This is a genomic window from Desulfosporosinus nitroreducens, from assembly GCF_023897015.1.
Lineage (GTDB): Bacteria > Bacillota > Desulfitobacteriia > Desulfitobacteriales > Desulfitobacteriaceae > Desulfosporosinus > Desulfosporosinus nitroreducens.
In genome coordinates, this window is the sequence record NZ_JAMHFY010000013.1 from 57703 (window position 1) to 75124 (window position 17422).

A 17422-nucleotide genomic window follows, 5' to 3' on the forward strand; every position below is an offset into this window, starting at 1 on the left:
AATACATACTAATTAATGATAAAATCAAACAAGGGGGTGAGCGGAGAAATGAACGAAGAAAATAAAATGTGGCAATGCCAAATCTCAAGTTGTGGATATATCTATAATCCAGATAAAGGGTGTAAGAAAAGTAAAATACCTAAAGATGTTCCTTTTGAGGATTTGCCGGATACTTGGAGATGTCCGTTATGTGGGGCTGGTAAAAAGATGTTTAAACCTGTGTAAATAGATTAAGATTGGTTGGTTTAAGGACAATGCGCTTAAATTAAATGATTTTAATGCTTGCAGGTACTCGTTGTATTAAACGAGTACCTTTTTTGCGTTCGCAGTAATAAGGAATTAAGCTGACAGAACTCTGTATTTCCATCCTCTGGTATAAATGTATAAAAGAAAGTGGATTGTAAACCATATATTATTGATTGTGTCAAGTGCAAGCGCAATGCTCTGAGCCTTGTCAGCAGTGATTTGGTATGTATTGGAGCGAAATAAGTTCTTGAAAGCAGAGGGCGGTAAAATGCAAAACCAAGATTTGCCCAGAGGAATGAATGACAAGCCAGGCCTAATACCCAGGCAAGTGATGCCGGAAAATCTGGAAACCCCGATAAACAACATCCTGAGTTGGATTACGCCTACCGAAATGTATTACGCTCGGAACCATCTGCCCTATCCGACGATTCAGATGCAATCATGGGCTTTAGGTCTGGGCGGTGAAGTGGAAAAACCGTTTAGTTTTACTTATGAGGATCTAAAAAAAATGCCTTCGGTTAGCAAATTTGTAACGACGGAATGCTCAGGCAATAAACGTGCTTTTATGGAACCGCCAGTCCCTGGAGAACAATGGCGGATCGGCGCAGTAGGCAATGTCAAATGGACAGGGGTGCCCCTAACTTATCTCTTAGATCAGGCGAAACTTAAGGGGTCAGCCGTAGAGCTTATTTTTACAGGGTCAGATTCCGGCATTCGCCCCGATATGGATACTCCGGTCAACTACGAGCGAAGCTTGTCGTTAGACAGAACCTTGTTAGCGGAGTGTATTTTGGGTTTGAAAATGAATGGCGAGCCAATACCTCATAAACATGGTTTTCCTCTCAGATTGATTGTTCCAGGTTGGTATGGGATGGCTCATGTTAAATGGGTCACGCGTATTACTGCATCATCCATACCCTTCAAGGGGCCGTTTCAAGCAATTGACTATGTCTACATAACCAATGAAGGTGATTATCATGATGCAGTACCGGTAACTGAAATGAAAGTGAATTCTATTATTACTTGGCCATCTAAAGGGGAAAAGGTTCATTTAGGTCAACATACCGTCAGGGGGCTTGCTTGGGCGGGAAAAGGGACTATTAATAAAGTAGAAGTAAGTTTAGACAACGGTATGACTTGGAATTCAGCACAGTTAACAAGCTCGGAACATGAGCAATACACTTGGACTTTATGGGAGTATTTATGGGATATTACCGCTCCAGGCCATTATTCCCTATTGGCCAGAGCTTTTGACAGCTACGGAAATGTTCAGCCTAAGGCGGCTCCCTGGAATGCCAAAGGGTACGGAAATAATTCGATTCACCAGATTAAGCTTATGGTACCTCAAATCCTCCATTAGTTACAGGCGGGTTTTTCATGACTATTTTGGCAGGGGATACTCTCTCCAAAAGCAGTCGGCAGAAGCTGGTTGCTCTTGGTTTTAAGAAGTGAAATAAAATTTAGGAATGAGCAAATTCTATTGTTTTTGGAAAATATTAAAGCTCCTGCAATGCAGGAGCTAAATTACATAAACATATTTACATAAGGGGTAAAGGCTTAAGTCAAATTGAAAATCGTCAGAGTTTGCAACTTTTTGAGTTCTTGGTAAAGGACGTCGCTTAGAGAAATGTCTAGGGCGTTAGCTAAAGCCGCTATGTAAAACAGTTGTTTTCCCAATTCTGCAGCAATTATGTCTTGGCAGTTATCACAAACGAATCCTTCGAGTTGGCTGTCCAAGAGCTCCTTTAAGTCAGCGAGGCTTGCATCTGGGGGTATGGGTTTCTTGCGTGCATTCACTGCGTGGCAACCACAACTAGTCACAGATTTGACGACGGCTCGGTTAACACGCGCTGAAGTTTCTTGTCCTTTGGACAAGATATCCAAAATGCTTTGATGCCGGATCAAGAGGGATTTTACCGTGTCTTGGAATTGGTCAGTGAGTTGCTCCATGTGTGCTATCCTCACTCCTTTCTGCCATCTCTATTATACCGAGGTGGCTGGTCAGTTGTCAATTTTCAACAGTAATAAGGCTAAAAAAGGTAAATTGACAGGCTAAAGACTTGTATGATATAATTTTAAAATTTTGACCCGGGCTACGTTCCTTGCTATAATAATAGATAAGGGGGTGGCCGAATGTTTAAGGTTGGTGACAAAGTTGTCTATCCGATGCACGGTGCCGGAATTATTGAGTCGATCGAAGAACGGGAAGTTCTTGGAGAAAAAAGCCAATATTATGTCATGCATTTACCAGTAGGGAATATGAAGTTGTTTATTCCCTTGAACAATGTGGAGAACCTTGGCTTAAGGCAAGTTATTTCTCCCACTATGGTCCAAGACGTATTAGAGGTGCTTAGGACTAAAGATACGGCAGCTACCTTAGCTTGGAATCGGCGCTATCGGGCAAACTTAGAGAAGATCAAGAGTGGAAACATTTTCGAAGTTGCCAATGTTGTTCGAAGCCTTGCTCAAAGGGATAATGAAAAAGGACTTTCTACTGGGGAAAAAAAGATGTATGAAAATGCTTGCCAAATTCTTATAAGTGAACTCGTTTTGACAGAGGGATCTGAAGAAGAAGCTGTCAGACAATGGCTTTCATCTGCTTTGATTTTGGCTTAGATTTTTTGTTAATTGAATTATTGGCGTCTTATTGAGGTCATGGCTGAAAAGTATTTCGTTTACTCGAATTATAAATTCGAGGAAAGCACCGCTAGACTTAAACAAGGATTTGTTGTAAGATAACTGCCATGACTTAAACTGGACGTTCAAGAGTTAAGCATCGCCATGAACCCCGTATTAAATCAAATTAGCTTGAACTTAGAGCACCGCCAGGACTCATCAGGGATGGTTGAGATTAAAACACCGCCAGGACTCAACCAAGGATGGACGAGATTAGAGCACCGGCATGGCTGGCAAGGTGTCGTATTAGCAAGGGATCGGAAAATAGATTTATGTCGAGAAAAAAGGGTTAAATTGCCTTTGGTTGAAAAATAATGAAATCCACAGTATAATTGGAAAGACTTTTAGTCAAAATAGGTTAAAAGGAGGTGAAAAGATGATTCGCAATTTGATACGCGGGATCATCACTCTGTTATTAGGGGCAGTAGGATTTTATCTGAACTATATTCTTTTTAGCCTCGGCTTTTTAAAAACCCTTGGATGGGATGGGTCGCCTGTATGGACATACGCCATAATGAGTATTTTATTTGGCATTATCGGGTTTTTAGTTGCTCCTTTTAGTATCCGTTCTTTTATTGCTTTAATGCGTTGGATGGATTCGAGGTTAACTAGAGTTCCTACAAATGATCTTATGGGTGGAGCCATCGGGGGGATCATTGGACTTATTATTGCAAGTTTATTTGGAAATTCATTTGTCAGTATCAAATTCTTCGGACCGCTTTTGGCAGTCCTGCTGAGTCTGTTTTTAGGTTATCTGGGTTTGACAATTGGAATGAAACGGAAAGAAGATGTCCTAAGTTTTCTTAATTTTTTCCCTAAATTTCGTGATCGAGGAGACAAGGCAGATAAGGCCGAAAAAGGGGACAAGAACAAGGACGGCAAGACTGGCCGTTCCCAAGAGTCAGTAAGCTACAAAATTCTTGATACCAGTGTAATTATTGATGGCCGAATCGCCGATATCGTTAAAACCGGATTTTTAGAAGGAGTCTTGCTAATCCCAAGTTTTGTGCTCGAGGAGCTTCGACATATTGCGGATTCTTCAGACTTACTAAAACGAAATCGAGGGCGCAGAGGACTTGATATTCTTAATCAGATTTCCAAGGAAACTGTCATCAAAGTGCACATTCATGAACAAGATTTTGATGATATAAATGAAGTTGACAGCAAACTTGTCCGGTTAGGACAAGTATTAGGGTCGCCTCTGTTGACAAACGATTATAATCTTAACAAAGTGGCCGAACTTCAGGGAGTTAAGGTTTTAAATATTAACGAATTAGCCAATGCGCTTAAACCCATTGTATTACCTGGGGAAGAAATGTTAGTTCAAGTCATGAAAGAAGGAAAAGAGCCTGGTCAGGGTGTAGCTTATCTTGATGACGGAACGATGATCGTTGTGGATATGGGGCGGAGGTTCATGGGGCAAAACGTTGTTGTTTTAGTGACAAGTGTTCTTCAAACGGCAGCCGGGCGCATGATTTTTGCCAAGCCAAAAGCTACCTTGGAAAAAAAGCCGATGGGCCTTCGTTCGACGGATGAGGTGAATGCGATTGGCTAATATTGGGATCGTCATTCCGGCAGCCGGTCAAGGTAAACGGATGGGGGCCGGATACAACAAGCAATTCTTGATGTTGATGGAGAAACCAATTTTGGCACATACGGTAAGACTCTTTGAAGAATCTGATTTTGTCTCAGAAATTGTAATTGTTGGGGCAGAGGGTGACATCTCGGTTATTAAAGAACTTGTTTATTATCAGGAGTTTCACAAAGTTGCGGCGGTCTGTATAGGTGGGGTGCTGCGACAAGATTCCGTTCGTGCAGGGGTTCGAGCTCTAAGTCCTACTATTCAAAGGATAGTGGTGCATGATGGGGCGAGGCCCCTTTTAACATTACAAGCATTTCATAAATTTCTTGAAGAAACACGAGAGTACTCTGCCGCAATTATGGGGGTCCCTATTAAGGATACTGTAAAGCGAGTTGACATAGCAGGAAAAGTGCTTGATACTTTGCCGCGAGATTATTTGCGTGCCGCCCAAACACCCCAAATTTTTGACCGAGAAATATTGGAAGAAGCACATCAGCAAGCAGCTTCCGTAGGATACTATGGTACAGATGATGCATCTTTGTTAGAATGGATGGGGCATCCTGTACAGATGGTAGAAGGTATGCAGGAGAATATTAAGGTGACGACACCAGAAGACTTGTTGTTAGCTGAACGGATACTTACGCAAAGGCGATAGCGCAACTCGATATTTGATGTTAGATATTCGAAGCGCAAGGTACGATATGATATGCGAGTTACAAAGTAAGCTTGCTATAGAAAAGAGGCGGTGAATTGCCGCATCGGCTAGGCGGTCGAACTTCAAACCGTGAGTATCGAGAAGGGGTGTTAAGTATTAAAGTAGGAATCGGTTATGATGTACATGCTCTGGTGGCGGAGCGGTCATTGATTCTTGGAGGAGTGGAAATTCCACATGAACGTGGGTTATTGGGACACTCGGATGCGGACGTGTTGGTTCATGCGATTATGGATGCGCTTTTAGGGGCCTTGGCCTTAGGAGATATTGGAGGACATTTTCCAGATCATGATCCAAAATATCGAGGCATTTCAAGTCTTGCTTTATTGGAGCATGTCATGAAACTTATTGAGTCACAGGGGTATCGTGTCGGAAATTTAGATAGTATCGTTATGGCAGAGCGCCCGAAGATTGCTCCGTTTATCTCTAAAATGCGGTTTAATCTTTCACGTACTATGCATATCGAAGAAGCATGTGTTTCAGTGAAAGCGACAACTACAGAGCGGTTGGGATTTGTGGGAAGAGAAGAAGGAATTGCTGCTCAAGCGATTGTTAGCTTAAAAAAGGTGGAGGAAGAATGATGAAAATTCGTGTTCGATTTGCACCCAGTCCAACAGGTCCACTTCACATCGGAGGGGCAAGATCGGCTTTATTTAATTATTTATGGGCTCGCAAAAACAAGGGGACATTTATTGTTCGGAGTGAGGACACTGATTTAGAACGCTCAAGCAGAGAATCTGAACATAACATTTTGGAAGCGCTTCGATGGCTGAATATTCAATGGGATGAAGGGATTGAAGTTGGCGGGGAGCATGGTCCTTATCGTCAAACGGATCGCTTAGAACTTTACAGGGAGTATACAGATAAGTTGCTTGCCAGTGGGCACGCTTACTATTGTTACTGCACGGAAGACGAGCTGGAACAAGAGAGGCAAGCATTAACTTCCAAGGGGGAGACTCCTCGATATTTAGGAAAGTGCCGTCAATTATCCGCAGAACAACGAGCTGCCTTAGAGCTTGAAGGGCGAAAGCCTGTGGTACGCTTCCGTGTTCCGGACGGACAGGCAATCCATATCCCCGATCAGGTTCGTGGGGATGTTGTATTCGAAAGTAACGGGATTGGGGATTACGTTATTGTTAAATCAGATGGAATTCCCACCTATAATTTTGCGGTTGTTGTTGACGATATTTCTATGGCTATTACGCATGTGATCCGGGGAGAAGAACACCTTTCTAATACCCCACGACAGGTTCTCATATATGAAGCGCTAGGGTCTCCTACCCCAAAATTTGCTCATATTTCTCTCATTCTTAATACGGAGGGAGGGAAAATGAGCAAGCGGGATGGGGATACTGCGGTTATAGACTATCAGCAAAAAGGGTATCTTCCAGAAGCCATTGTTAATTTTATTGCCCTGCTTGGTTGGGCGCCATCAGGGGAAGAAGAGTTTTATACCCTTGATGAATTGACAAGCGTTTTTTCATTGGATCGGGTTTCTAAGAGTCCTGCCGTTTTTGATCGGCATAAGCTGGATTATATTAACACGCATTACATTAAAGAGTCCTCAGCTGAACGCTTAGCAGAACTGGCTCTGCCTTATATAGATGAATTAGGCATTCTTCCATATGAGGAGCGGTCAGCAGAACAACAGCAGTGGTTAATTAGCTTTATTAATGCTATTTCCGAGAAAATATCTCATCTGTCTGAAGTAAAGGATTTTATCCATTATTTCCATGGCGATATTCCCCTAGAGCCTGAAGGTGAAGCTTTAGAAGTGTTAAAAGGAGAACAAGTTCCTAGTGTTTTGGCCTCATTTAGGGAGAAAGTGCAGGGAACAGAGTTGCTCTCTGGAGAAACTGTAAAAGTGCTATTGAAGCAAATGACAAAGGAATTAAAACTTGGGGGTAAATTTGTCTACATGCCTGTTCGGGTAGCTTTGACCGGGCAAATGCACGGACCGGAGCTCTATGATATTATCCCATTGTTGGGGATTAAGAATGTCCTGGGGCGAATTGCGGTTACAGAGGCGAGATATTTAAGTTAGACATGCCAACGCAGTGATTGACAGAGTTTGTAGACTGCCTTATAATGGGATACAAACTATAGTTTTATAACTCAATTATGATTTAGGACGATGATGAGAAAGAGTACAAAGAGGAATTGCGACTAGCGAGAATGGGGTAGTGGAAGCCATTTGCAAGGAGTATTTGGAAGTGCGTCTCGGAGTTGATTGGAAGAAATTTAGAGTATTTCAATCCGTATTGGCTGCGTTAAAGCTTTGAGCTGGAACGACATGTCGTTCAAACAGAGTGGGACCGCGGAACCTTTCGTCTCTGGACGAAAGGTTCTGCTTTTTTGTATTAATTTAGCTCCATTATAGAGTTAAGTTGATGCCTGGTAATATATTCTAAAGGGAAAAGGGTGAAGCTAAGATGTTTGGACAGATGAAACGAGATATACAAGTAATTTTTGAACGAGATCCTGCAGCAAGAAGTATTTGGGAGGTTGTATTTTGTTATCCTGGGTTTCATGCTGTGCTTTTCCACCGAATGGCTCATTGGCTGTACCTTCGTAATCTGATCCTCATCCCGCGCATGATCTCTCAACTTTCCCGCTTTTTAACAGGAATAGAAATCCATCCGGGTGCAAAGATAGGGCAAGGGCTTTTCATTGACCATGGAACGGGGGTGGTCATCGGCGAAACTGCGGAGGTCGGGGACAACGTTACTCTGTATCAAGGAGTTACTTTAGGCGGGACAGGCAAAGAAAAAGGAAAAAGGCATCCGACTATAGGGAACAATGTAGTCGTTGGAGCGGGGGCCAGGGTACTAGGTTCCTTTAAAGTTGGAGATAATGTAAAAATTGGAGCTGGGTCGGTTGTTAATAAGCCTGTTCCCAGTGATACTACAGTGGTAGGTGTGCCGGGGCGGATTGTCCTCCACCATGGGGTGCCGATTAAAGATCCAGATTTAAGACACGATGACCTTCCGGATCCAGTTAATGAGATGCTGAGATGCCTAATGCAACGTGTGGAATATTTGGAACAAAGATTAAAGGAAGAGGAGAGTCGATACAATGTCTTTGAAATTATACAACACCATGACCCGGCAAAAAGAGGAGTTTAAGCCCAGAGAGAGTGGGAAGGTTGCGATGTATGTATGCGGCCCGACAACCTATAATTACTTTCATGCGGGAAATGCACGAATGTTTGTTGTATTTGACATGATTAGGCGTTACTTTTTATATAAAAAATATGATGTTCGTTATGTCCAGAATTTTACGGACGTGGATGATAAAATTATTCAACGAGGTAACATTGAAGGGATGGACCCTTTGGCCTTGGGCCAAAAATATATTGAGGAGTACTTTAAAGATGCTAAAGCACTAAACCTATTACCAGCAACCGTTCACCCCAAGGCTACAGAACATATTCCTGAAATGATCGAGATTATTCAAGGGCTTATTGATTCGGGCCTAGGTTATGAAGTGGAGGGGGATGTTTACTTTGCGGTAGATCATTTTCCTAATTACGGGAAGCTGTCTGGCAGAACGCTTGAAGATATGAAGGCAGGAGCAAGAGTTGAAGTCGATGAGCGCAAACGACACCCGATGGATTTTGCACTTTGGAAAAAGGCTAAACCCGGAGAGCCTTTTTGGGAAAGTCCATGGGGTGAGGGGCGTCCAGGCTGGCACATCGAGTGTACAGCTATGTCGTTAAAATATTTAGGGGCAGGATTTGACATTCATGGTGGGGGGGAGGACCTCGCATTCCCACATCATGAAAATGAGATTGCCCAAACGGAAGGTTATCTGAAAGGAAAGACCTTCGCCCGGTATTGGATGCACAATGCGTTTCTTACTATTAATCAAGAAAAGATGTCTAAGTCCTTGGGCAATTTTTTCACCATTCGCGAGTTATTGGTGAATTCTCCGGGAGAAGTCATTCGCTTTTATTTACTGGGAACTCATTATCGCAGTCCCCTGGATTTTAATGACCAAAACTTAATTATGGCCCAAAAGGGATTGGAACGGTTGCAAACCAGTGTCCGTTTGGCTCAAGAGGCCTTGGGCAGGGAAGGCTCTGCCAAAAACCAGCAGAGCCAAGCTGAGCTGTTAAAGGCTTCTAAAGAGGCGCGTGAAGCGTTTGAAAAGGCAATGGATGATGATTTTAATTCAGCACTAGCTTATGCAGCGCTCTTTGAACTGGCCAAAACGATGAATGGGTATGTTCAGGAGAATCCTGTACCTTCGGAAGAATTAGCAGAAGCCCAAAGGACTTTAGTGGAGCTTGGAGATGTTTTAGGTTTTGACTTGCTTCATCCGGCCCAAGTTCATATTGAAAACGATGAGATATTAACCCAGGTTATGGATGCCGTCTTGCAAATCCGTTCAAAATCACGCCAAAAAAAGGATTGGGAAATGGCTGACTTTATCCGCGATGTTCTGAAAGAAAAAGGAATTATTATTGAAGATACACCGCAAGGTGCAAGGTGGCAAATAAAGAAGTAATTGAAAGGTGACTTATGCGAAATTGGCAGGAAATGAATGCCTTAACTCTAGCTTATTTGGGAGATGCAGTCTATGAACTTTGGGTTCGTACACATTTGCTGGAATTGGGGCATGAAAAGGTCAAGGAACTTCATAAACAGGCGATCAGCTATGTTCGGGCCAGTACTCAAGCCCAGGTTTTGCATGTGCTTCTGCCCGACCTTGATGAGGTTGAACAGCAGGTTGTTATGCGCGGGCGGAATACCAAGGGCGGGCATCCTAAAAATGTAGATGTTGTAACCTATCGACATGCAACAGGGTTTGAAAGCCTAGTGGGTTATTGGCAATTAAGCGGACAAACTGATCGTATGCAGTGGGCGTTTGATAAAGTGGACGAAATGCTTCACCAATGATGATGATCGGGAATGCTCGGTGTGCGAATATATAATTATTATGTATGAGTGAGGGGTCTATAGTGAGTAAGGCGGATAATATTTTTATTGCGATGTGTACTGATATCCTTAAAAACGGGATTTCGTCTGAGGGTGAGGTTGTCAGAGCTAAATGGGATGATGGCACACCGGCGAATACTGTTAAGAAATTTGCCGTAATCAATAGATACGATCTTTCGGAAGAGTTTCCAATTCTTACATTGAGACCCACAAATTTAGTAGCGGCGATCGATGAGTTACTATGGATTTGGCAAAAGAAATCTAATAATATCAAGGATCTGAACAGCGATATTTGGAATAGTTGGGCTAATGAAGATGGGTCAATCGGAAAAGCATACGGATATCAATTGAGCGTCAAACATCAGTACCGCGAAGGGGAGCTTGATCAGGTCGACAGGGTACTGTATGACTTAAGACATAATCCGTATAGCAGAAGAATTATGGTTAATATGTATAATCACAGTGATCTGCATGAAATGAACTTATATCCTTGTGCTTACAGCATGACCCTAAATGTTACTGGAAGGAAGCTTAACGCCATATTAAATCAACGATCTCAAGACATACTGGTTGCAAATAACTGGAACGTATGTCAGTATGCGATTCTTGTACATATGTTGGCTCAAGTTAGTAACCTAGAGGTTGGAGAATTTGTACATGTTATTGCTGATGCACACATATACGACAGGCATATACCGTTAATTACAGATCTAATTCAAAGGGCCCCATTTCCAGCGCCCAAGTTATTAATTAACAAAGATAGAAAAGACTTTTATGACTTTAAAGTTGGGGATTTTATGTTAGAGGGTTACCAAAGCGGTCTACAAATTAAAAATATTCCCGTTGCTATTTGAAAAGGAGAGTTTATGAAAGCTATTGCAGCTGTAGATTTAAATTGGGGAATTGGGTACAGAGGGAATTTGTTAAAACGAATTCCTGACGACATGAAGTTTTTTAAGCAAATGACTTTAGGTAAAGTCGTGATTATGGGAAGAGAGACATTTGAGTCATTGCCGGGACAAGAACCTTTGAAAGACAGAGTTAATATTGTTCTAAGTAAGAACGAGCACTTTAACAATGAAAAAGTAACATTATGCCGTTCTCTGGATGAACTGTACTCTGAACTAGAAAAGTATGATACGGACGATGTTTTTGTGGTGGGCGGAGAATCGGTTTATTCTCAACTTTTAGCATTTTGTACTGAAGTATATGTAACTAAAATTGAGGAAAAATATGTAGCAGATAAATATTTCGTTAATTTAGATAAGAATAAAGCATGGAAATTAGTATCTGCCAGCAATTTTAAAAACTATGAAAACATTGGTTTTAAGTTTGTAAAATATGTATTGGTTGGATAAATATAGTTAGGTGAAGAAACTGCTGTCTGTCGACAAGGCGTCTGCAGTTGTGGAAAAATGAAAACCCTCGAATAGAAAGAAGTGAACTACTTGAACGAAGAAATGGTTTATGGGAAAAATCCTGTGGTGGAACTTCTGAAAAGCGGAAAACCCGTTAATAAAATTCTTCTTGTCACGGAAGGGGCGGGTAGCCGAAATCAAGAAATAATCTCGTTATTGCATGAACGAAATATTCCTTACCAATTTGTGGATCGTCAGACTCTTGACCGTTTAACAAATCGTGAACGGCACCAGGGAATGCTGGCCTATGTGGCAGCGAGGGAGTATGCAAGTGTAGAGGACATTCTGGCCTTAGCTGAGGAACGGCAAGAGGCCCCGTTTCTATTGATGCTGGATGAGATCGAAGACCCTCATAATCTGGGGGCTTTGTTAAGGACTGTAGACGCTGTAGGAGCCCACGGGGTTATTATCCCCAAGCGGAGAAGCGTAGCCTTAACAGGAACGGTAGCCAAGACATCCGCTGGGGCGGTTGAACATGTCAGGGTAGCGCGCGTTAGTAATTTGGTTCAAACATTAAACGATTTAAAGAAAAAGGGATGTTGGGTTTCAGGCGCTGAAGCAGGGGGAAAAGATGCTTTCAAGGCAGATCTCACAGGTCCGCGGGTAATCGTAATTGGCAGCGAAGGTAAAGGGATAAGCCGTTTACTCCGAGAAAATTGTGATGAGATTGTAAGCCTGCCTATGAAGGGAAAGATCACTTCCTTAAACGCTAGCGTTGCTGGATCTGTCATGCTTTATGAAGTTCTCAGACAGAGAATCTACTCCAATTAAAAGCTATTATTCCTTGAATTACCGAAATATGGGTTAGCTGAACTTTCCCAAGGACATATGGCAAATGTGACTTTATTATGTTCTTCCGCACTATTTGCCATATCTAGAAGCTTTATTTTTTAACATAATTTGGAACCTTGAATTCGTATCTCGATCTAGAACCTCACGAATAGCGACAGAACAACCAAAACTTCGCCTTGACGCTTTTCTTTAGGGTCGAGTATAATGAGGATGTTCTCGTGGACGAGGGCTAGCCGAGATTGCGTCTTCTTCGTGACGACATTGTAGGGGGGATCAACTTGACTCTTCAAGCCCAACCAGAACTACCGGAGTGCGAAATCATCGACGTTATCGTGGATGAAGAGGTGGTTGAGCTTGCCAAGGAAGGCGACGCTGCAGCACTGGAGTATCTAATTAACAAATATAAAAACTTTGTTCGAGCTAAAGCACGTTCTTACTTTCTTATTGGCGCTGATCGTGAAGATATTATCCAAGAGGGTATGATTGGACTCTATAAGGCAATACGAGATTTTCGCGGGGACAAACTCTCTTCCTTTAGAGCCTTTGCTGAATTATGTATCACACGACAGATAATTACTGCGATTAAAACTGCGACAAGGCAAAAACATATTCCGTTAAACTCATATGTTTCCTTGAACAAACCCATTTATGACGAAGATTCGGACAGGACTCTACTAGATGTAATCTCGGGAACCCGAATCACAGATCCTGAAGAACTAATCATCAGTCGGGAAGAATTTGACGACATTGAAGAAAAAATGGGCGAAATCCTTAGTTCTTTAGAGTGGAAAGTACTTATGTCATACTTGGAAGGCAAATCTTATCAAGAGATTGCTGTAGACCTGAGAAGACATGTGAAATCAATCGATAACGCGTTGCAACGGGTTAAGAGAAAGCTCGAACGATATCTTGAACGGCGAGATGGATAAATTTACATATTTCTTTATTGATAAAAGACTTGCATTATCAATAAAGAAATGGTAAACTACGTAAGTGCCTTGGGGTGATGATTGTCGCACACGGGAATTAGTGCCGATGTAGCTCAATTGGTAGAGCAGCTGATTTGTAATCAGCAGGTTACAGGTTCGAGTCCTGCCATCGGCTCCATGACTTAATGAGGATTGCATGACATAGTTTAGCAATAAACATTTAAAACTGCATGGTAACTTCACAAAGGCTGACAAGTGATCACACAGGACAACTAAAGCGTTACGTCGCGGGGTGGAGCAGTGGTAGCTCGTCGGGCTCATAACCCGAAGGTCGTTGGTTCAAATCCGGCCCCCGCAACCAAGTATGATTTAGACAGCAAAGCTGTCTTTTTTGTTATACTGTTTAGAAAGTATAACATATCGCCATCCCGGTACCTTGCCATTCATGGCGGTGTTCTAATCTCGACCAAGTAATGGTTGAGTCATGGCGGTGCTTAATCTCAACCATTACTTGGTTGAGTCTTGACTACAGGGGCACTCGTCCGTCCTAAGCGAGTCAAGCCAGCGCCAGCCAAGTTTTTTTCATAAGATGTTTTTTCTTGACAGTAAAATTATCTTATGATAAAGTATTTTGAGTAATGGAAAAAAATACAGCGTCCTACCGTTGTCCGGGAGGTGTTCGTGAATGCGTGTTGGCATTATTTTAGCGTGTACGGATTGCAAGCACCGTAACTATGCTACTATGAAAAATAAGAAAAATAACCCAGATCGCTTGGAAACTCAAAAGTTTTGCAAGTTTTGCAAGAGCCACACTCTGCATAAGGAAACAAAGTAATTTTTTTTTTGCAAAGGTTTATGTACGCCAGGAGGCGTTGTCACGGAGTCGATGATGTGGATGTCTGTAAGGATGTGAAGTGATGGGCGAGTTGAAGAAACCGGCCAATACTCTGCGACAGAAAGATAAGGCGATGGAGTATTTCCGCGGGGTTTTGAGCGAACTCAAGAAAGTTCATTGGCCAAGCCGCAGGCAGTTGCTTACCTACACAGTAGTTGTGTTTTTTGCGGTGGCAATTGTATCCATTCTAATGTGGATTGTTGATAGCGGTTTAAGTGCGGCCTTGACCAAGCTGCTGCCCTAAACATAAGTTTCAACGGCAGTGTCTGAGGAGGTCCCTGAGAAATGGCAAAAGATTGGTTTGTGATTCATACCTATTCTGGCTATGAGAACAAGGTTAAGATGAATCTTGAAAAACGTGTTGAATCTATGAACATGGAAGAAAAGATTTTTCGAGTGCTTGTTCCCATGGAAGATGAAATTGAGTTCAAAAATGGCAAACAAAAGATTACCAAGCGCAAGGTATATCCCGGTTACGTCCTTGTCGAGATGGAAATGACGGATGACTCATGGTATGTTGTTCGTAATACTCCAGGAGTGACAGGGTTCGTTGGCTCTGGGACTAAGCCTATTCCATTGCTTGACAGTGAGGTTGTAACCATTTTACAACAAATGGGAATGGATGAGATTCAAACTCGAATTGATTTTGATATTAATCAAAGCGTTCAGGTTATTGCTGGTCCGTTCAAAGATTTTGTTGGGGTGGTTCGAGAAATCCTTGCTGACAAAGGAAAGTTGCGGGTTGAGGTATCTATGTTTGGAAGAGAGACACCCGTTGAACTTGAGTTCGCACAGGTTCAAAAATTAGACTAATAAATGTTATCTTAACAAGGGGGTGTAAATGACAATGGCAAAGAAAGTAATTGGGTTGGTAAAATTAGCGATCAATGCAGGAAAGGCAACACCGGCACCTCCGGTTGGTCCAGCTCTGGGTCAGCACGGCGTTAATATTATGGGCTTTTGCAAAGAGTACAATGAACGTACGAAAGATCAAGCAGGGCTTATTATTCCGGTAGAAATTACTGTATACGAAGATCGTTCCTTTACCTTTATTACCAAAACTCCACCAGCAGCAGTATTGCTTAAGAAAGCTGCTAATATTAATTCGGGTTCTTCTGAACCGAATCGAAAAAAAGTTGCAGCTGTTCCTAAATCGAAGATACGCGAAATAGCGGACATTAAGATGAAGGACTTAAACGCAGCAAGTATTGAAGCGGCAATGCGCATGATCGAAGGAACAGCGCGGAGCATGGGAATCGACGTAGTCGAAGGTTAAGTAAAATTTTGTGGGAGGGCTAAGCCCGCATAACCACAAGGAGGTTAATAGAATGGCTAAAGTAGGGAAAAAATATCAAGAGGCTGTAAAATCATTTGATCGTATTGCGCTCTACGAACCAACAGAGGCTTTATCAATTGTAAAGACTAACGCTAAAGCTAAGTTTGATGAGACTGTAGAAGTTGCTTTCAAATTAGGCATTGATACCCGTCATGCAGATCAACAAATTCGGGGTGCCATTGTACTTCCGAACGGAACAGGTAAAACCCGCTCCGTGTTGGTGTTTGCTAAAGGGGAAAAGGCCAAAGAAGCAGAATTGGCAGGAGCAGACTTTGTTGGAGCCGAGGACATGATTGCTAAGATCGAACAAGGTTGGTTCGGTTTTGAAGTAGTGGTAGCAACACCAGACATGATGGGAATGGTTGGTAAATTAGGTCGAGTACTCGGACCTAAAGGCCTTATGCCAAACCCGAAAACTGGAACGGTTACCCTTGATGTAACTCGTGCGATCAAAGAGATTAAGGCTGGTAAGATTGAATACCGTGCGGATAAGGCTGGCATTATACATGCACCAATCGGTAAAGCCTCATTCGGTGTGGAACAACTACTGGAAAACTATCGCGTGTTAGGAGAAACTTTGCTTAAGGCGAAGCCTGCAGCTGCCAAAGGTCAATACATGCGGAGTGTCACAGTGTCCTCTACAATGGGACCGGGCGTACGCATTAACCCTGCAAAAGCAGTCTAAACACAGGTATGCTTGACAGTGTTCTATAAATGGGATAAACTTATCAGGAATTTAATATGTCCGCTGTAGAAAGCAGGTGCCGAAAGGCTTAATGTCCTGCCGAGGTTGGAAGATTACGCCGAAAGATATTCATTTGGCATTCTTAACCTCTGCAAGCGCGGAGGTTTTTTGCTGGGTTTATCTATAGGGAAGGAGGTACACAGAATGCCTAACATCGAAGAAAAAAGTCTGGTAGTCTCGGAGATTAAAGAAAAGTTTCAACAGTCTTCAGGTATAGTTTTAGCCGATTACCGCGGTTTAACTGTGGCCCAAGTAACGCAATTGCGTTCTCAACTGCGTAATGCTGGAGTCGAGTATCGGGTTTTGAAAAACACCCTCGTACGTCGCGCCGCTGATGAGTTAGGGGTAGAGGGGCTTGATTCCTATCTTAAAGGACCGACAGCACTCGCCTTTAGTGCAGATCCTGTTGCTCCGGCCAAGATATTAATGGACTTTGCTAAAGCAAACAAGCTCAAAAAGTTCCAGATTAAAGCTGGAGTATTAGAGGGGAAAGTTATCGGAGCCGAGGGCGTTAAAGCTCTTGCTGATCTGCCTTCTCGCGAAGTCTTGCTCACTATGGTTCTGCGCGGTATGCAAGCTCCTCTTACAGGTATGGTTAATGTTCTTCAAGGACCGATCCGTAAAATGGGGTATGCGTTGGAAGAAGTACGTAAACTTAAGGCTGCTCAATAGTTTTTATTATCTAGATAACAATAATGTTTTATAATTTTAAGGGGGAAATTAAAAATGTCTAAAGTAAATGAAATTCTCGAAGCCGTAAAAGGCTTAACTGTTCTCGAATTGGCTGAACTCGTAAAGGCTTTTGAAGAGGAATTTGGCGTAAGCGCTGCTGCTCCAGTAGCGGTTGCAGGCGTAGCCTCTGCAGCTCCTGCAGCAGATGCAGCTGAAGAAAAAACCGAGTTTGATGTCATGCTTATGAACTGCGGAGCTTCCAAAATTGGCGTTATTAAAGTAGTTCGTGAAGCAACCGGCCTTGGGCTTAAAGAAGCAAAAGACCTCGTAGACAATGCACCAAAACCAGTTAAAGAAAAAGTCTCAAAAGACGAAGCTGAAGCTTTAAAAGCTAAGTTAACTGAAGCCGGTGCAACCGTCGAAGTTAAGTAAGAGTTTATAGCAGAAAGGTACTCTCTTGTAGAGAGTACCTTCTTTAT

General features: G+C 42.5%; 23 protein-coding genes, 2 tRNA genes and 2 other annotated features. Of the genes, 24 read left to right on the forward strand and 1 reads right to left on the reverse strand.

Features of this window, described 5'->3' with window-relative positions:
• Positions 1-48 precede the first annotated feature (48 nt).
• Together M8E35_RS14915 and M8E35_RS14920 are read left to right on the forward strand one after the other, a co-directional pair.
• The gene (locus tag M8E35_RS14915) at positions 49-225 is read left to right on the forward strand and encodes a rubredoxin (protein ID WP_252469990.1); all 177 of its coding nucleotides are present in this window, start codon (positions 49-51) and stop codon (positions 223-225) included.
• Positions 226-514: 289 nt separating this feature from the next.
• On the forward strand, positions 515-1606 hold the full coding sequence (locus M8E35_RS14920) for a sulfite oxidase (RefSeq protein WP_252469991.1): 1092 nt from the start codon (positions 515-517) through the stop codon (positions 1604-1606).
• A 197-nt stretch (positions 1607-1803) separates the two neighbouring features.
• Here M8E35_RS14920 and M8E35_RS14925 read toward each other — a convergent pair whose 3' ends face one another.
• Complete coding sequence (locus M8E35_RS14925) at positions 1804-2196, reverse strand: nucleoside triphosphate pyrophosphohydrolase family protein (RefSeq protein ID WP_252469992.1); 393 nt, start codon at positions 2194-2196, stop codon at positions 1804-1806.
• Positions 2197-2379: 183 nt separating this feature from the next.
• Here M8E35_RS14925 and M8E35_RS14930 point away from each other — a divergent pair, with 183 nt between their 5' ends.
• The 22 genes from M8E35_RS14930 (at position 2380) to rplL (ending at position 17375) form a co-directional block, all read left to right on the forward strand.
• Entirely contained in the window at positions 2380-2862 is a 483-nt protein-coding gene (locus tag M8E35_RS14930; protein WP_073032235.1) for a CarD family transcriptional regulator, read from the forward strand.
• Positions 2863-3027: 165 nt separating this feature from the next.
• On the forward strand, positions 3028-3237 hold the full coding sequence (locus tag M8E35_RS14935) for a hypothetical protein (RefSeq protein ID WP_252469993.1): 210 nt from the start codon (positions 3028-3030) through the stop codon (positions 3235-3237).
• Between the two features lie 61 nt (positions 3238-3298).
• Complete coding sequence (locus M8E35_RS14940) at positions 3299-4477, forward strand: PIN/TRAM domain-containing protein (protein ID WP_252469994.1); 1179 nt, start codon at positions 3299-3301, stop codon at positions 4475-4477.
• On the forward strand, positions 4470-5159 hold the full coding sequence (gene ispD, locus M8E35_RS14945) for a 2-C-methyl-D-erythritol 4-phosphate cytidylyltransferase (RefSeq protein ID WP_252469995.1): 690 nt from the start codon (positions 4470-4472) through the stop codon (positions 5157-5159). Before M8E35_RS14940 ends, ispD begins: the two co-directional genes overlap by 8 nt.
• 146 nt (positions 5160-5305) lie before the next feature.
• On the forward strand, positions 5306-5797 hold the full coding sequence (gene ispF, locus M8E35_RS14950; RefSeq protein WP_252470067.1) for a 2-C-methyl-D-erythritol 2,4-cyclodiphosphate synthase: 492 nt from the start codon (positions 5306-5308) through the stop codon (positions 5795-5797).
• Positions 5797-7260: a glutamate--tRNA ligase gene (gene gltX, locus M8E35_RS14955; protein WP_252470068.1), complete on the forward strand. Its 1464-nt coding sequence runs from the start codon at positions 5797-5799 to the stop codon at positions 7258-7260. Before ispF ends, gltX begins: the two co-directional genes overlap by 1 nt.
• Positions 7261-7341: 81 nt before the next feature.
• Positions 7342-7554 (forward strand) — a binding site (T-box leader).
• A gap of 94 nt (positions 7555-7648) precedes the next feature.
• Positions 7649-8341: a serine O-acetyltransferase gene (gene cysE / locus M8E35_RS14960; RefSeq protein WP_252469996.1), complete on the forward strand. Its 693-nt coding sequence runs from the start codon at positions 7649-7651 to the stop codon at positions 8339-8341.
• Positions 8292-9725 carry a cysteine--tRNA ligase gene (gene cysS / locus M8E35_RS14965; RefSeq protein ID WP_252469997.1) on the forward strand — a complete coding sequence of 478 codons (1434 nt, stop codon included), beginning with the start codon at positions 8292-8294 and terminating at the stop codon, positions 9723-9725. Before cysE ends, cysS begins: the two co-directional genes overlap by 50 nt.
• Positions 9726-9739: 14 nt before the next feature.
• Positions 9740-10117, forward strand: coding sequence for a Mini-ribonuclease 3 (locus M8E35_RS14970; protein WP_252469998.1), 378 nt, complete (start codon positions 9740-9742; stop codon positions 10115-10117).
• Positions 10118-10179: 62 nt separating this feature from the next.
• On the forward strand, positions 10180-11010 hold the full coding sequence (gene thyA / locus M8E35_RS14975) for a thymidylate synthase (protein ID WP_252469999.1): 831 nt from the start codon (positions 10180-10182) through the stop codon (positions 11008-11010).
• Between the two features lie 12 nt (positions 11011-11022).
• A complete protein-coding gene (locus M8E35_RS14980; RefSeq protein ID WP_252470000.1) occupies positions 11023-11514 on the forward strand; it encodes a dihydrofolate reductase in 492 nt (163 codons plus the stop codon).
• A gap of 90 nt (positions 11515-11604) precedes the next feature.
• A complete protein-coding gene (gene rlmB / locus M8E35_RS14985) occupies positions 11605-12345 on the forward strand; it encodes a 23S rRNA (guanosine(2251)-2'-O)-methyltransferase RlmB (RefSeq protein WP_289710856.1) in 741 nt (246 codons plus the stop codon).
• 299 nt (positions 12346-12644) lie between these two features.
• Complete coding sequence (sigH, locus tag M8E35_RS14990) at positions 12645-13295, forward strand: RNA polymerase sporulation sigma factor SigH (RefSeq protein ID WP_143187687.1); 651 nt, start codon at positions 12645-12647, stop codon at positions 13293-13295.
• Between the two features lie 102 nt (positions 13296-13397).
• Positions 13398-13473: transfer RNA gene (locus M8E35_RS14995), tRNA-Thr, on the forward strand.
• Between the two features lie 108 nt (positions 13474-13581).
• Positions 13582-13656: transfer RNA gene (locus M8E35_RS15000), tRNA-Met, on the forward strand.
• 324 nt (positions 13657-13980) lie between these two features.
• The gene (gene rpmG, locus M8E35_RS15005) at positions 13981-14130 is read left to right on the forward strand and encodes a 50S ribosomal protein L33 (protein WP_045575441.1); all 150 of its coding nucleotides are present in this window, start codon (positions 13981-13983) and stop codon (positions 14128-14130) included.
• Positions 14131-14212: 82 nt separating this feature from the next.
• Positions 14213-14434 (forward strand): preprotein translocase subunit SecE, encoded by a 222-nt coding sequence (gene secE, locus M8E35_RS15010; protein WP_073032218.1) that lies wholly within the window; start codon positions 14213-14215, stop codon positions 14432-14434.
• A gap of 41 nt (positions 14435-14475) precedes the next feature.
• Positions 14476-15003 (forward strand): transcription termination/antitermination protein NusG, encoded by a 528-nt coding sequence (gene nusG / locus M8E35_RS15015; protein ID WP_073032216.1) that lies wholly within the window; start codon positions 14476-14478, stop codon positions 15001-15003.
• A gap of 34 nt (positions 15004-15037) precedes the next feature.
• On the forward strand, positions 15038-15466 hold the full coding sequence (rplK, locus tag M8E35_RS15020; RefSeq protein ID WP_073032247.1) for a 50S ribosomal protein L11: 429 nt from the start codon (positions 15038-15040) through the stop codon (positions 15464-15466).
• A 52-nt stretch (positions 15467-15518) separates the two neighbouring features.
• Positions 15519-16211 carry a 50S ribosomal protein L1 gene (gene rplA, locus M8E35_RS15025; RefSeq protein ID WP_073032214.1) on the forward strand — a complete coding sequence of 231 codons (693 nt, stop codon included), beginning with the start codon at positions 15519-15521 and terminating at the stop codon, positions 16209-16211.
• A 45-nt stretch (positions 16212-16256) separates the two neighbouring features.
• Positions 16257-16390: a sequence feature (ribosomal protein L10 leader region), on the forward strand.
• Between the two features lie 25 nt (positions 16391-16415).
• The gene (gene rplJ / locus M8E35_RS15030) at positions 16416-16943 is read left to right on the forward strand and encodes a 50S ribosomal protein L10 (RefSeq protein ID WP_229247246.1); all 528 of its coding nucleotides are present in this window, start codon (positions 16416-16418) and stop codon (positions 16941-16943) included.
• 54 nt (positions 16944-16997) lie between these two features.
• Positions 16998-17375, forward strand: coding sequence for a 50S ribosomal protein L7/L12 (gene rplL, locus M8E35_RS15035; protein ID WP_073032210.1), 378 nt, complete (start codon positions 16998-17000; stop codon positions 17373-17375).
• Positions 17376-17422 lie beyond the last annotated feature (47 nt).

Coding starts and splice junctions, on each gene's coding strand:
- M8E35_RS14915 (WP_252469990.1), top strand. CDS start 49: ATGAACGAAGAAAATAAAATGTGGCAATGCCAAATCTCAAGTTGTGGA.
- M8E35_RS14920 (WP_252469991.1), top strand. CDS start 515: ATGCAAAACCAAGATTTGCCCAGAGGAATGAATGACAAGCCAGGCCTA.
- M8E35_RS14925 (WP_252469992.1), bottom strand. CDS start 2,196: ATGGAGCAACTCACTGACCAATTCCAAGACACGGTAAAATCCCTCTTG.
- M8E35_RS14930 (WP_073032235.1), top strand. CDS start 2,380: ATGTTTAAGGTTGGTGACAAAGTTGTCTATCCGATGCACGGTGCCGGA.
- M8E35_RS14935 (WP_252469993.1), top strand. CDS start 3,028: ATGAACCCCGTATTAAATCAAATTAGCTTGAACTTAGAGCACCGCCAG.
- M8E35_RS14940 (WP_252469994.1), top strand. CDS start 3,299: ATGATTCGCAATTTGATACGCGGGATCATCACTCTGTTATTAGGGGCA.
- gltX (WP_252470068.1), top strand. CDS start 5,797: ATGAAAATTCGTGTTCGATTTGCACCCAGTCCAACAGGTCCACTTCAC.
- cysE (WP_252469996.1), top strand. CDS start 7,649: ATGTTTGGACAGATGAAACGAGATATACAAGTAATTTTTGAACGAGAT.
- cysS (WP_252469997.1), top strand. CDS start 8,292: ATGTCTTTGAAATTATACAACACCATGACCCGGCAAAAAGAGGAGTTT.
- M8E35_RS14970 (WP_252469998.1), top strand. CDS start 9,740: ATGCGAAATTGGCAGGAAATGAATGCCTTAACTCTAGCTTATTTGGGA.
- M8E35_RS14980 (WP_252470000.1), top strand. CDS start 11,023: ATGAAAGCTATTGCAGCTGTAGATTTAAATTGGGGAATTGGGTACAGA.
- rpmG (WP_045575441.1), top strand. CDS start 13,981: ATGCGTGTTGGCATTATTTTAGCGTGTACGGATTGCAAGCACCGTAAC.
- secE (WP_073032218.1), top strand. CDS start 14,213: ATGGGCGAGTTGAAGAAACCGGCCAATACTCTGCGACAGAAAGATAAG.
- nusG (WP_073032216.1), top strand. CDS start 14,476: ATGGCAAAAGATTGGTTTGTGATTCATACCTATTCTGGCTATGAGAAC.
- rplK (WP_073032247.1), top strand. CDS start 15,038: ATGGCAAAGAAAGTAATTGGGTTGGTAAAATTAGCGATCAATGCAGGA.
- rplA (WP_073032214.1), top strand. CDS start 15,519: ATGGCTAAAGTAGGGAAAAAATATCAAGAGGCTGTAAAATCATTTGAT.
- rplJ (WP_229247246.1), top strand. CDS start 16,416: ATGCCTAACATCGAAGAAAAAAGTCTGGTAGTCTCGGAGATTAAAGAA.
- rplL (WP_073032210.1), top strand. CDS start 16,998: ATGTCTAAAGTAAATGAAATTCTCGAAGCCGTAAAAGGCTTAACTGTT.